The following is a 13,450-nucleotide window of genomic DNA, read 5'->3' as shown; positions in this document are numbered from 1 at the left end:
AACTGACGATCAAGCGGGACCCCTAATCGCCTGGTGTCCACGCACGCCACCGGCTGCCGCAAGGTCCGAAGATGACAAGTGTTCGGCATAAACACAGAAGGGGTGACATCGTGGGTCTCGGCGGCCAAAACATTCAGAAGGGCCGCGCCTGAGATCTTGCAACGCTTGGCAGCGATGCCGCTGGCCGACCTGCCACCGCCTACATTCAGCTCTGAAACACCCTGTTGCGGCGGGGTGTTTCAGAGCTTAATGTGCCTTGTGTGCCGGGAAGCCCCAGGGTGCCGTCCCTGAGAAATGGTGTTGGTTGATCACCGCACCGGCGAAGACATCACCCAAACCTTGGTCGAGGAGTTCGTTCGGGACTCATACGACCTTGCCCGGGAACAACTGCCGATCAAGAACCGTTCACACGAGCAGAACCACCATTGCACCTAGGCTATGAAGATGGAGGTGACATCGTGAGCCAAGAGCCGCCGTCATTGTTTGAGCCTGACGACGTTGGCCGTCCTTTGGCCGACCGTCTGCGCCCGAAGTCCCTCGGCGATGTCATCGGGCAAGATCACCTCCTGGGGGAAGAGGCCCCGATTGGTCGGATGCTCGCCGAACGCAGGCTGGTCTCGATGGTGCTGTGGGGACCACCGGGTTGTGGGAAGACAACTATCGCGCGACTGCTGGCCGAACGCACCAACTTAGTCTTCGAGTCGGTCTCAGCCACATTCTCCGGTGTCGCAGAACTCCGGAAAGTCTTCCAGGCAGCGGCCAAGCGACGCGAGATCGGTCAAGGCACAATGCTGTTCGTTGACGAAATCCACCGCTTCAACCGCGCCCAGCAGGACTCCTTCCTCCCCTACGTAGAAGACGGCACGGTCGTACTCGTCGGCGCGACCACGGAGAACCCCAGCTTCGAGCTCAACTCCGCACTGCTCTCCCGCTGCCAGGTATTCGTCCTCAAACGCCTCGACGAGGAGGCGCTGACCACGCTCATCAAACGAGCAGAGGAAACCACTGAGAGAGAACTGCCGCTTGATGCGCAGGCACGACATGCCCTGGTGGCAATGGCCGATGGCGACGGTCGCTACCTACTCAACCTCATCGAGCAGCTTCAAACCGTCAGCGGGACTCTCGACACCTCCGGTCTAGTCGATCTTGTTCAACAGCGCGCGCCGATCTACGACAAGGCTCAAGAGGGGCATTACAACCTCATCTCCGCACTGCACAAATCAATGCGCGGCTCTGACCCCGACGCTTCACTGTATTGGCTGGCACGAATGCTCGAAGGTGGGGAAGATCCCCTCTACATCGCCCGACGGCTGGTCAGATTCGCCAACGAAGACATCGCGATTGCCGACCCGCAAGCCGTCCAACAAGCGCTGGCGGCATGGGATGTGTTCGAGCGGCTCGGCTCCCCAGAAGGGGAACTCGCGATCGCCCAAGCCGTCGTCTACCTGGCGACCGCGCCGAAATCCATCGCCGTCTACCGTGGATTCAATGCGGCTAAGAAGCTTGCGAAGAAGACCGGCTCCCTCATGCCTCCAGCAAATATTCTCAATGCTCCGACGAAGCTGATGAAGAACCTCGGCTACGGGGAGGGTTACGAGTATGACCCGGACAGGCCGGGGGGCTTTTCCGGTGCGAACTACTTTCCCGAGGGCATGGAACCGGAGAAGGTGTACCGACCCACCAGCAACGGTTACGAGCACATCATCGCGAAGCGTCTGACCGAGTGGGATCGGATGCGTGCTGAAAAACGTCAGCACGAAGGTCGCGCCGACAATGACCCGTCAGACGATGGGGACACATGAACAAATAACGGATGGGCGCAGGCGCCATTCCATCCGCAGGTTTGTAGAGTGAACAACGTTCGCATCGATGCAAGAGGAGCTATCAACAATGTTCGGAAGTCAACGACAGAGACCAGCGCCGGCGGTCAGCGCCTTCATCGACATCATGGGCAGTCGTCATGTGCTCACCTCCGCTCGGGCGACGGAACCCTTCGCCAAAGGCAATCGCTTCGGCGGCGGCAGTGTGCTCGCTGTCCTCAAGCCGGGCAGCCTTGTCGATATGTGGCGGGCTCTGCAGGTCTGCGTCGATCACGATCTCATCGTCATCCCACAGTCGGCGAACACCGGCCTGACCGGAGGTTCGGGTCCCGGCGATCAGGACTACGATCGTGAGATCGTCATCATCTCCACCCTGCGCATCAACCAGATCCATCTCATCAACGATGCTCGTGAGGCCGTGTGTCTGGCCGGATCCACGCTGTACGAACTCGATGACAAGCTGGCACCTCACGGGCGTGAACCTCACTCGGTGATCGGTTCGTCGTCGATCGGTGCTTCGGTCGTCGGCGGCATCGCGAACAACTCCGGCGGCAGCCAGATTCGCAAGGGCCCGGCCTTCACGAAGCACGCGATCTTCGCCCGGGTCGATGACGAGGGCAGGGTCGAACTCGTCAATCACCTGGGCATCAGCCTCGGCGATGATCCGGCCCATATCCTCGATAAACTCCAACGCGGCGAATGGGACGAAGCCGATGTCACGCCGCCCCCGGAAGACACCCTCGACACCGAATACAGCGAGCACGTCCGCGAGATCACCGATTCTCCTGCCCGCTACAACGCCAACCCGAAATTCCTTCATGAGGCGTCAGGGTCGGCCGGCAAGCTGATGGTCTTCGCCGTGCGCACGCGGACCTTCCCCAAACAGAAGGATTCGACGACCTTCTACGTGGGAACTGACAGCCCCGCCGAGCTCGAGGCCCTGCGCCGGGCGATCCTGACCTCGGACATGCCGCTGCCGATCTCCGGTGAGTACATGGGACGGCCGTCCTTCGACCTCGCCGAGAAGTACGGCAAGGACACGTTCGTCTCCGTCAAACACGCCGGCAGCCGCGAACAGATCAAGCTCTTCGCGTTGAAGAACTGGGCGAACGGGGTATTCGCGAAGCTGCCCTTCTTCGGACAGACCGTCGCCGATTCCATCGCGCAGGGTGCCTTCAACTTGCTGCCGCAGCAGCTGCCGGACCGAATGCTTGAGTACCGCGACCGCTTTGAACACCATCTGCTCCTCGTCGTCAGCGGCGACCAGAAGCAGAGGACCGAGGAGTTCCTCACGACCTTCTTCGCCGAGGCGGGCCGTGACGGTGAATTCTTCATCTGCACTGCCGATGAGGCTCAGTCCGCCATGCTCCACCGCTTCGGTGCCGCCAGTGCTGCGACCCGCTACTTCAATCTCCACCGCGAAGACTCCTCGGAGATGATCACCTTCGACGTCGCGCTGACACGCGATGACGAGGATTGGCTCGAGGTGCTGCCCACGGAGATCTCAGACCAGCTGCACATCAGTTCCTACTACGGCCACTTCTTCTGCCACGTCTTCCACCAGGATCATGTGGCGAAGAAGGGAGTCGACCCGATCGCTTTGAAGAAGCAGATGATGGCGCTGCTCGAGGCACGCGGAGCGGCCGTGCCCGCCGAGCACAACTATGGTCGCCTCTACCAGGTGCCTCCGGAGATGGAGGCTCACTTCAAGGAGCTCGACCCGTGCAACGTCTTCAACCCGGGGGTCGGCGAGACCTCACCGCACAAGAACTGGGCCTGAGGCGCACTCCGCGCATCGCTCGCATTCTTGGCATCTCGTGCGTCCGTCGCCGCAAACAGCAAAAACACCCCGGTGCGCCGGGGTGTTTTCGCGTTAACGGTGACGGACGCTCAGGCAGTGATGCGAAGTGACGTTGCCGCGAAGAAGAGCAGTGATGCCCGCCGTGGGCCCGGCAGTCGGTTGAACAGATGCCCACACCGCCGAGGTGGGTCAGTCCTCGTCTTCGATATCTGCCGCCGCGGCCGCTTCGGCACGGGCCTGCTTGATTTTGCGTATGCGAGAGAACGTCATGAGGGTGATCGTAGCGATGAAGCCGACCGTCGCACCGATGACGATGGCGTACGTGCTGGTTGCAGCACCGAGTGTGGTGCTTGCTCCCATGCCGGCATCGATGAGCGGATGGCCCTCACTCATGTGGAAGACAATCGCACTGACCCAGACAATGGCGAACACCGCGCCGGCGATGTTGCCGACGATCAGCCGTTTCGCTGAGACGCGGGCCATGGACATCGCGAAGTCCACATTCTCGCGCTTGCAGTACCCCGAAATGGCGCTGCTGGTCACGATGGAGCCGAGGATGATAAATGCACTCCACAATCCCGCGCCGAGAACTGCGAAGATGAGTCCGAGCGCGAAGAACACGTAGGTGGAGACGACGGCCCCCAGCGTATACGCGCGCAGGATGACGTCGCGCTCGCGTTCATCACCCATCGACGGGTCGTTGAAGCCTGCGATCTTGTCGGCGAGTTCGTTGCTGCGGTTCTTCCTGTCGCTGCTGTTGTTCATTATGCTTCCTCCTGAAGTGAAAAGATTTCTTCCACTGTGGTCTCCAGCGAACGGGCGATGCGCAGTGCCAGATAGACGCTGGGTGCGTAGTCGCCGCGCTCGGTGGCGATGATCGTCTGACGCGAGACGCCGGTGCGTTGGGCAAGTTGGGCCTGCGTGAGACCGGCGGCCTTGCGGACGTGCTTGAGATTCGAAGTCTGAACGTCCATCCCGTTTCCTGATGTCAACTATTCTTTACATAAAAAGTAAAACATCATTGACATGCCACGTCAAGAATCTTTGACATTTGGCGGCCATCACTACCGGTAACGGCACAACCTCCCGTTGCAACGCGGTGTTTTGATGCTCGTGGTGCGTGGTGCGTGGTGCGTGGTGCGTGGTGCGTGGTGCGTGGTGCGTGGTGCGTGGTGCTCGCCCGCGAGCGCGATGGGCCTCTCGCCGAGTTGGACTGGCTGGTGCTCGGGGTTCCACGGTTCGAGCGTGGGGCCCGGCCCCGTCGGGCTCTTCAGTCTGCTCGTCTGCGCAGAAGGATCACTCCGTCGGCCCTCGCTCTCTAACCCTTCAGCGACACGTTCCGTCCGGGTCGGTTGACCCGCACCTCGTGACTCGACCGCTTCGGGTTGAGCAGTTTGAGCAGCGACAGCGCCAAGAGAGCACCGACGATGGCACAGCCGGCCGGCAGCAGCATCGCCGTCTTCGCATTCGCGGCGTCGATGATGTTGCCGGCGAGGGCCGATCCGAAGGCGACGCCGAAGCCCAAGGATGTGCCCAGCCAGGCGAAGGCCTCAGTCAGACGCCTCGGCGGTGCCAGTGCCTCGATGACGGAGTTGGCGCCGATGAGGCTCGGGGCGATCGTGAAGCCGACGATGAACAGGATGATCGTATAGGAGACCATTTCCTGGGCCAGCATCATCGAACACGCGCCGATGGCCAGCAGGGCAACGGTGACGCCGAAACGGTGATGGGTTGCAGAGTTCCAGTTCCTCGACCCGTAGAGCGCACCGGCGATGAGTGAGCCCAGGGCGAAGGCGCTGAGCAGGATGCCGGCCAGGGACTTCACACCCTGCTCGTCGGCGAAGGCCACGGCGATGACGTCGATGGCGCCGAAGTTCACACCCAGGAACACGTTGACGATGATGATCGTGAAGATCCCCGGATTGGAGAACACGTGCCCGCGAGCCTCTGTGGTGCGTTCGATCGGCGGGGGCTCGGTCGACTTCTGGATGTAGAGCAGAGCCGAGCCGATCCCGGCGGTGAGCATCGAGAGGATGATGCCTGCCGGTGGGAACACAGCAGTGGCGAGCACGGTGGCGACGACGGGGCCGGTGACGAAGAGGAGCTCATCGGCGACGGACTCCCAGGAGAAGGCGGTCTGCAGCTTTTTCGGCGAATCCACGATGTGTGACCAGCGCGAACGCACCAGCGAACCGACGGAGCCGACAGTGGCACCGCCGATTCCGGCGAAGACGAAGATGAGGCCCACCCACCAGTCTGCGTAGACGGAGACGATGAGCAGCGAGAGCGCCACGAGGTGGGTGATGACGATGGGCACCATGACGGTGGCTTGGCCACGACGGTCGACAAGGCGCGCGATCCCGGGGCCGGCAAGAGCTTGGACGATCATGTACACGGCGGCGACGATGCCTGCCAGACCATAGGAGCCGCTGACGCCCTGGATGAACAGAACGATTCCCAGGCCCAGAACTGCGATGGGCATACGTGCAACAAGACCGGCCAAGGAGAACTTGAGAGCACCGGGAAGAGACAGAATTTCCCGATAGTTGTTGAACACCAGCAAAGTCTACCTAGCGCATGAAGCGCCCACTATACGGATATGACGTTGTTACCGGTGAGTCGAGTCACCTCGGCGACGGTCATTCGAGTCGCAGGCGAGCGATCAACCCAGGTCACAGGCAAGACACAGCCGAGCACCGGGGCAAGGTGTCCGGGGGAATGTAACAAAAGCTATATAATTGCTGATATTGCAATCCTCTCCCGCCGGCACCCACGCCGCATTGACTGAAACCCGGAGTGCCGATGACGGACAACAGCAGTTTCGATGATCTGTTCGACAGCCAGGAAGACCGACCGCAGCGTCCCAAACGCAAAAAGAAGAAGGTGTGGCGCAAGATCCTTGTCGCCCTGCTCGTCATCGTCATCCTCGGCGTGCTCGGTGTAGGCCTCTACCTGTGGAACGTGGGTCGGACCTTCGACAACAACGCGAACAAGCTCACCGACGAGCAGATCTTCGGCACGCAGCGTCCTGACGATCAGAAGGAAGACGGCGGCACGAACATCCTGCTGCTGGGCTCCGACGAGCCCATGGACCAGGTCGACGTCAACGATTCTCGCGGACTGCGCTCGGACACGATCATGGTCATGCACATCCCGGAGTCCGGATCCGATGTGCAAGTCATGTCGATCCCGCGTGACAGCTGGGTCGACATCGAAGGCCACGGCAAGGCCAAGATCAACTCGGCACTCTCAACGGGTGGTCTGCCCCTGGCCGTGTCCACGATCTCGGACTTCATCGGCACGGAACTCGACCACGTCGCGATCATCGACTTCGAGGGCTTCAAGGCACTGACCGACAGCCTCGGCGGAGTGACCGTGAACTCCGAGCAGGCGTTTGAGAAGAACGGCTACACCTTCACCAAGGGAGAGAACGTCCTCGACGGTGACGAGGCGCTGACCTTCGTGCGCGAACGCAAGTCCTTCCAGGACGGCGATTTCCAGCGCGCCCGCAACCAGCAGGCCTTCATTCGGGGACTGACCAACGAGATCATCTCCGCCGACACCCTGTCGAACCCGAAGAAGATCCAGAACATGGTCAAGGACTTCTCTCCGTATATGTACGTCGACTCCGGTCTCGACGCGCAGTACATCTCTGCCACGGCCTTCGCGATGCGCGACGTCCGCCCCGGCGACATCGAATTCTTCACCTCCCCAACCGCGGGCGTCGGAACATCGAGTGATGGTCAGTCGATCGTCAACGTCGACGAAGAGGAACTGAAGAAGGTCCAGGACGCGTACAAGAACGACACCCTCGATGAGTACGTCCAGAACGCTCCGGAGTCGCACCTGTAAACGTCAGACCAGATACCTCGCCGAGGTGGCCCCGCCCACCCGTGCACGTGAAGAACCCCGCCCCCTGAGTTCTCAGGGGCGGGGTTCTTCGCACCCGTATCGGGTGATGTCGCCTCAGTTGCCGAACTGGACCTTGTGGACTCCGTGGGGTGCGCCCCATTCGCCGCCGTTCGACACCTCTTCGTTGGCGACACCGACGGACATGGTCTCTCCCGTCACGGTGTTCTCATAATCCGAATAGATGGTGCCCGCAGCTCCGTCGCCGCCCGTCCTCACCCAATGTGTTGCATTCTTCGAGCCGTGCTCGTTCAGAGCCTCGACGACCTGCGGTGAGGCAAAGGCTTCGACCCGCTCCGAGTTGTCTGCACCCCAGGCTCTGACGAGCTCATCGGCGTAGATGCCGGTGTCGGTGGGATAGTGAACCGATTGCGGTGCGACGTCGGCGGCTGTGCTCGTAACCGCTGCGGGTGCGGGTGCTGCCAGTGCGGGGCCACTGGCCAGGCCGATTCCTGCGAGGCCGGCGACGGCGGTGATTCCCAGAGCTGCTGCGCGATTGCGGATGGTGGTCTTCATAGTGTCGATCCTTCTTCTTCGAGGGGCGTCTTCGCTGTGTGATGCCTGCGGTGAGTGTGGTCACCGGAGCGGTGACACCTCATCGACGCCTGCCAGTATTGCGGTCGGACTTGAAGTCAGGACCACACTGCCTGGGAGAAAACTCGGAGAGGGTCACAGCCTGGAGACGAGCTGTCTGCAATCCTGCGGCGGTCGCGCAAGCGCGCGGAATCCATAGGATCCATACGACAACGAATATTGCCTGATGACGCGGTGCGAACGACTGCTTGGCGGTGTCGACCAGACTGTGACACACGGTTGTTGCAGAGCGCTGTTTGCTACGTTTTCGTCTGCACAGTGAAACCCAATCGTGACCGGACCTCGCCGAGGTGGTTCTTCGTTCTCGTCGGACGTGATCCGGGCCATATGAAGACTGGGCTCGAAGGCCTAGAGTGGGCTCTGAGATTCATCCCATTCGTCACTTGGAGGAAGTGGACGATCCGAGCAGAGAGCGGAGGCCCGCATGACCTACGTGATCGCGCAGCCGTGCATCGATGTCAAGGACAAGTCGTGTGTCGACGAATGTCCTGTCGATTGCATCTACGAAGGTGAACGCAGTCTCTACATCCATCCCGACGAATGTATCGACTGCGGTGCCTGCGAACCGGTCTGCCCCGTCGAGGCGATCTTCTATGAAGACGATGTCCCGGAGGAATGGGCGGACTACTACACCTATAACGTGGACTTCTTCGACGAGCTCGGTTCGCCGGGAGGCGCTGCAGCCCTGGGCAACACCGGCCGGGACCACCCAGCCATCGCCGCCCTGCCGCCTCAGAATCAGGACGTCGAGCTGTAACCAGCTGGTGGCTGGGAGCCGCTTCGGGCTACTCCAGCACCCCATCCACCAATGTCCGAGCGTCGTGCTGGACGGCCCGCAGATGGTCCTCATCGCGCAGGGACTCGGCGTAGATCTTGTACACGTCCTCCGTGCCGGAGGGTCGCACCGCGAACCAGGAGTTCTCGGTCGTGACCTTGAGCCCGCCGATGGGGGCATTGTTTCCCGGCGCCGAGGTAAGTGTTGAGGTCACCGGTTCACCGCCGACGGTCTTCGCCTTCACCTGGGAGGCGTCGAGTGCTCCCAGTTTCGCCTTCTGCTCCCGGGTGGCCGGGGCGTCCTGGCGGGCGTAGGCGCTGGTGCCGAAGTTCGCAGCCAGTCCCGCATAGCGCTGGGATGGAGTCTGTCCGGTCTTCGCGGTCATCTCAGCGGCCAGCAGAGCCATGATGATGCCGTCCTTGTCTGTCGACCAGACCTTGCCGTTGCGGCGCAGGAATGAGGCACCTGCAGATTCCTCACCGCCGAAGGCCAGTGTCGAGTCGAGGAGTCCGGGGACGAACCACTTGAAGCCGACGGGAACTTCGAACAGCGGCCGGTCGTGGGCGGAGACGATGCGGTCGACGATCGAGGAGGTGACCAGGGTCTTGCCGATGCCGGCGCTGGAGGACCATTCTGGCCGGTTGTCGAGCAGGTAGTCGATCGCGGTCGCCAGATAGTGGTTGGGGTTCATCAGCCCGGCGTCGGGGGTGACGATGCCGTGGCGGTCGGCATCGGCGTCATTGCCTGTGGCGATGTCGAAGTCGTTGCGGGAGGCGATGAGCCCGGCCATCGCGTAGGGCGAGGAGCAGTCCATGCGGATGCTCTCGTCCCAGTCCAGGGTCATGAATGACCAGGTGGGGTCGATCTCGGGATGGACGACGGTGAGGTTGAGGTCGAAGTCCTCGGCGATTGCGGCCCAGTAGTCGACGCTGGCCCCGCCCAGAGGATCAGCACCGATGTGGATGTCGGAGCTGCGGATGACATCGAGGTCGATGACTGACTCGAGGTCCTCGGTGTAGTTGGAGATGAAGTCGAAGTTCTCGGTGTTCTCCAGGTGGAAGGCCCGTTGGAACCCGGTGCGTGGAATCTTCTCCCATCCTGCTTCGAGGTAGGAGTTCGCACGGTCGGCGATCCACGTCGTCGTCTCTGAGCCGGCCGGTCCACCGTGCGGTGGGTTGTATTTGATGCCGCCGTCGGAGGGTGGATTGTGGCTTGGGGTGACGATGATGCCGTCGGCCTGCGCATCCGTTGCGGTCTTGCCCGCGTTGAAGCCGAGGATCGCGTGGGAGAGCACCGGCGTGGGAGTGAAGCCGTCACGCTCATCGATGAGCGCGGGCACCTCAGCGGCGGCAAGGACCTCGAGCACGGTGAGGAACGCGGGTTCGCTCAGCGCATGGGTGTCACGGCCCAAGTAGACGGGCCCGTAGATGCCCTGTTTCTTGCGGAAGTCGACGATGGCGGCGGTGATCGCTGCGATGTGGGCTTCGTTGAATGCGCGGTTGAAGCTTGACCCGCGGTGTCCCGAGGTCCCGAAGCTCACGGCCTGCGCGGGCACGGAGGAATCGGGGACGAGATCGTAATACGAATCAAGAAGTGCGGAGATATCGACGAGATCCCTGTCCTGGGCCAGCTGGCCGGCGCGAGTAGTCATACTTCTACAATGCCAAACCCGAACCGATGCACACAGTCCTGAGCCTCCAGTTCTTGCATCGTGGACGGGGAGGGTCCATCGTCGCCGGAAAATCGCAGTCGGCACCTATCCAGGACATGTGCAGGAGATTAGGCTGAAAGTGGCGATCTGTGGCAACAATCCCTGTTCGTGAGGAGGCGGTCGACAGTGTTCGAAGGCGAACCCGCAGGACCCGAGCAGCGCGCTTACACCGGCGAGCTGCCCGGCCCTTCTGCAACGGCCCGGATCCTCGCCGAGGCTCATCACCGTTACCGTGACCTCGACGACGGCGAGATCGCCGACTACATCCCCATCCTCGCCGAGGCGGATCCCACCTGGTTCGGCCTCAGCTTCATCGATATCGCCGGCCGCGCCCATGAGGCAGGCGACATCGACGTGACCTTCTCCATTCAGTCGATCTCGAAGGCCTTCGTCTTCGCCCTCGTCTGCCAGGCCCGCAGTCATGAATTCGTCCACGAGCGCATCGGGGTCAACAACACGGGACTGCCCTTCAACTCGGTGATGGCCATCGAACTCAATGATGGGCATCCGATGAATTCGATGGTCAATGCCGGGGCGATCGCCACAACGGCTCTGGTGACCGGTGAGACTCCGGCAGAGAAGTGGGAGACCATCCGCAGCGGTCTCTCCCGGTTCGCAGGACGAAATCTCGAGCTCGACGGGCGGGTCTACCGCTCCGAGATCGAGAGCAACCAGCGAAACAAGGCGCTCGCCCGACTGCTCGAGAGCTACGGGAGGATCATCACTGATCCTCTGGACAGCGTCGACATCTACACCCGCCAGTGTTCACTGTCGGTGAGCGCACACGATCTCGCGGTGATGGGTTCGACTCTGGCAGATGGGGGAGTGAACCCGGTGACCGGCGAACGCGTGGTCTCCGCCGAGGTGGCCCGTGACACCCTCGCATTGCTGGCTTCGTGCGGAATGTATGAGAACAGCGGTGAATGGCTCTTCGAGATCGGGCTGCCGGCCAAATCGGGAGTCGCCGGCGGAATCGTCGCCATCGCTCCGGGCAAGGGTGCGCTCGGTACGTTCTCACCCCGGCTCGACTCCGCCGGCAACAGCGTCCGCGGCCAACGAGTCTGCTTCGACCTCTCCCGAGCCTTGGGTCTCAATCTCTTCGCATCCACCCCAGCATCCGCTTCACTTCAGCGCTGAAAGGAATCACTATGACTGCCCCGGCCGAACCGACCGACCACGCCGAGGTTCGTGCATCCTGGACGCCGATGATCGGGTTGTTCCTCGCCCAGGTGCTCATGTCCTTCAACGTGTCTGCCCTCCCGATCTCTCTGGGCGGGATGGTCGAGGACTTCGGGGTGGCGCCCACCGTCGCCTCGTCGACGATCGTCGTCTACGGCCTCGCCGTCGCAGCGCTGGTGATGACGGGTGCGAAGCTCGGGCAGCGTATCGGCTGGGTCATCATCTTCAGGGTCGTGCTCATCGTCTTCGCGGCATCGTCGCTGCTGATGATCTTCTCGCGCACAGTGGCGTGGGTGATCGGCGGGCAGATCCTCGCCGGTGCTGCCGCTGCCATCATCGTTCCGGCCCTGGTGGCGCTCATCGCGGAGAACTATCGGGGGTCACAGCAGGCGGCTGCAGTGGGTTCGCTGGGGTCGGCGCGTGCGTTCTCGGGTATGAGCGCCTTCCTCATCGGCGGCACGCTGGGCACTCTGGTCGGATGGCGGCCCATCTTCTTCATCACCCTCGGTCTGGCAGCCATCGTCTTCGCCCTGAGCTTCAAACTGCGTTCGGACAAGGGCGATCCCAGCATCCGCATCGACCTCGTCGCCTCGGTGCTCATCGGGGCTGCGATCGTGCTGCTGACCATGGGATTCAACAATCTCAACGCCTGGGGCATCATCCGCGCCGAGGACGGCGCCCCGTTCTCCATTGCGGGTCTGTCACCGGCACCGGTCTTCGTCATCGTCGGAGTCGTCCTCGGCCAGGCGTTCTTCATGTGGACACGCAGGCGCATCGCCAATGGCAAGATTCCGCTGGTCGACATCAGTGTGCTCTCGAGGCCCACGGAGCGAGCCGCCGTGTATGCGATGTTCGTCATCGTCGCGATGGAGGCGTCGGTGAACTTCACTGTCCCCACCTACATTCAGGTGGTGCAGGGCCGAACCCCCTTCGACACGTCGTTGGCGATGCTTCCGTTCAACCTCACCGTCTTCGTCACAGCAACCTTGATCGTCCGCTTCTACAAGCACTACTCACCGCGCACGATCGCCCTCTTCTCCTTCGGCCTGACCACCGTGGCACTGGTGTGGCTGGCCTTCGTGGTCACGAACAACTGGGAGACGCTGCCGACGATCCTCGGACTCATCGTCTTCGGCATCGGTCAAGGCGCTCTCGTCACCCTCGTGTTCAACGTCCTCGTCACCGCAGCACCGAAGCATCTGGCCGGCGACGTCGGCTCCATCCGCGGCACCGCCCAGAACCTCGCCTCGGCAGTGGGCACGGCGATGATGGGGGCCGTGCTGGTGACTGTGTTGAGCGCGGGAATCATGAACGCCGTCGACGACCATGCCGGCCTGCCCGATGACATCGTCGCCCAGGTCGACCTCGACAACATCAACTTCATCAGCAACGACGAACTCGAAGACGTTCTCTCCGAGACTACGGCGACGCCGGCTCAGGTCGAGCAGGCCGTGGAGCTCAATGCCGATCAGCGCCTGCGTACTCTCAAGATCGGGTTTCTCATCCTCGCGGGCATCAGTCTCGTCGCGGCCCTGCCGGCCTCGCGGCTGCCGAAGTATCGTCCCGATGAGATCCCGGATCCGACGAAGTAGCCCTTCGAATTCGCGCCCATGGACTGGCACCACCGGCTGGCCGTACTATTCAGACACACGCATGCCGAG

General features: G+C 62.0%; 11 protein-coding genes. 6 read left to right on the top strand and 5 right to left on the bottom strand.

Annotated elements, in window-relative coordinates; genetic code table 11:
* Positions 1-458 precede the first annotated feature (458 nt).
* Positions 459-1,802, top strand: a complete 1,344-nt coding sequence (locus tag HU144_RS00975; RefSeq protein WP_235349726.1) for a replication-associated recombination protein A — start codon at positions 459-461, stop codon at positions 1,800-1,802.
* A gap of 88 nt (positions 1,803-1,890) precedes the next feature.
* Positions 1,891-3,600 carry a D-lactate dehydrogenase gene (gene dld / locus HU144_RS00970; RefSeq protein WP_235349725.1) on the top strand — a complete coding sequence of 570 codons (1,710 nt, stop codon included), beginning with the start codon at positions 1,891-1,893 and terminating at the stop codon, positions 3,598-3,600.
* A gap of 210 nt (positions 3,601-3,810) precedes the next feature.
* Here dld and HU144_RS00965 read toward each other — a convergent pair whose 3' ends face one another.
* From HU144_RS00965 to HU144_RS00955, 3 genes are all read right to left on the bottom strand, one after another.
* Positions 3,811-4,386, bottom strand: coding sequence for a hypothetical protein (locus HU144_RS00965; RefSeq protein ID WP_009884586.1), 576 nt, complete (start codon positions 4,384-4,386; stop codon positions 3,811-3,813).
* Positions 4,386-4,595, bottom strand: coding sequence for a helix-turn-helix transcriptional regulator (locus HU144_RS00960; RefSeq protein ID WP_009884585.1), 210 nt, complete (start codon positions 4,593-4,595; stop codon positions 4,386-4,388). Before HU144_RS00960 ends, HU144_RS00965 begins: the two co-directional genes overlap by 1 nt.
* Positions 4,596-4,939: 344 nt before the next feature.
* Positions 4,940-6,178: an MFS transporter gene (locus HU144_RS00955; RefSeq protein WP_235349724.1), complete on the bottom strand. Its 1,239-nt coding sequence runs from the start codon at positions 6,176-6,178 to the stop codon at positions 4,940-4,942.
* 245 nt (positions 6,179-6,423) lie between these two features.
* Between HU144_RS00955 and HU144_RS00950 the strand changes: the two genes are divergently transcribed.
* Positions 6,424-7,473, top strand: a complete 1,050-nt coding sequence (locus tag HU144_RS00950) for an LCP family protein (protein ID WP_235349723.1) — start codon at positions 6,424-6,426, stop codon at positions 7,471-7,473.
* 114 nt (positions 7,474-7,587) lie between these two features.
* Here the strand turns inward: HU144_RS00950 and HU144_RS00945 are convergent, their stop codons facing one another.
* Entirely contained in the window at positions 7,588-8,046 is a 459-nt protein-coding gene (locus tag HU144_RS00945) for a hypothetical protein (protein WP_096159397.1), read from the bottom strand.
* Between the two features lie 502 nt (positions 8,047-8,548).
* Here HU144_RS00945 and fdxA point away from each other — a divergent pair.
* Entirely contained in the window at positions 8,549-8,881 is a 333-nt protein-coding gene (gene fdxA / locus HU144_RS00940; protein ID WP_009884581.1) for a ferredoxin, read from the top strand.
* 28 nt (positions 8,882-8,909) lie between these two features.
* On the opposite strand, the gene pgm is transcribed toward fdxA, so the two are convergent.
* Positions 8,910-10,550 (bottom strand): phosphoglucomutase (alpha-D-glucose-1,6-bisphosphate-dependent), encoded by a 1,641-nt coding sequence (gene pgm / locus HU144_RS00935; RefSeq protein WP_235349722.1) that lies wholly within the window; start codon positions 10,548-10,550, stop codon positions 8,910-8,912.
* A gap of 186 nt (positions 10,551-10,736) precedes the next feature.
* On the opposite strand from pgm, the gene glsA reads away from it, so the two are divergent.
* Positions 10,737-11,747, top strand: coding sequence for a glutaminase A (gene glsA / locus HU144_RS00930; protein ID WP_442862637.1), 1,011 nt, complete (start codon positions 10,737-10,739; stop codon positions 11,745-11,747).
* Between the two features lie 11 nt (positions 11,748-11,758).
* Positions 11,759-13,381: an MFS transporter gene (locus tag HU144_RS00925; protein ID WP_235349721.1), complete on the top strand. Its 1,623-nt coding sequence runs from the start codon at positions 11,759-11,761 to the stop codon at positions 13,379-13,381.
* The last annotated feature ends 69 nt before the right edge of the window (positions 13,382-13,450 follow it).

The organism is Brevibacterium sp. UCMA 11752, assembly GCF_021532235.1.
GTDB classification, from domain to species: domain Bacteria; phylum Actinomycetota; class Actinomycetes; order Actinomycetales; family Brevibacteriaceae; genus Brevibacterium; species Brevibacterium antiquum.
This window is presented reverse-complemented; position numbering and strand designations above follow the sequence as displayed.

Bases quoted from the DNA above. Each gene is read 5' to 3' on its own strand.
- dld (WP_235349725.1), top strand. From the start codon at position 1,891: ATGTTCGGAAGTCAACGACAGAGACCAGCGCCGGCGGTCAGCGCCTTC.
- HU144_RS00925 (WP_235349721.1), top strand. From the start codon at position 11,759: ATGACTGCCCCGGCCGAACCGACCGACCACGCCGAGGTTCGTGCATCC.
- HU144_RS00950 (WP_235349723.1), top strand. From the start codon at position 6,424: ATGACGGACAACAGCAGTTTCGATGATCTGTTCGACAGCCAGGAAGAC.
- pgm (WP_235349722.1), bottom strand. From the start codon at position 10,550: ATGACTACTCGCGCCGGCCAGCTGGCCCAGGACAGGGATCTCGTCGAT.
- HU144_RS00945 (WP_096159397.1), bottom strand. From the start codon at position 8,046: ATGAAGACCACCATCCGCAATCGCGCAGCAGCTCTGGGAATCACCGCC.
- HU144_RS00960 (WP_009884585.1), bottom strand. From the start codon at position 4,595: ATGGACGTTCAGACTTCGAATCTCAAGCACGTCCGCAAGGCCGCCGGT.
- fdxA (WP_009884581.1), top strand. From the start codon at position 8,549: ATGACCTACGTGATCGCGCAGCCGTGCATCGATGTCAAGGACAAGTCG.
- HU144_RS00965 (WP_009884586.1), bottom strand. From the start codon at position 4,386: ATGAACAACAGCAGCGACAGGAAGAACCGCAGCAACGAACTCGCCGAC.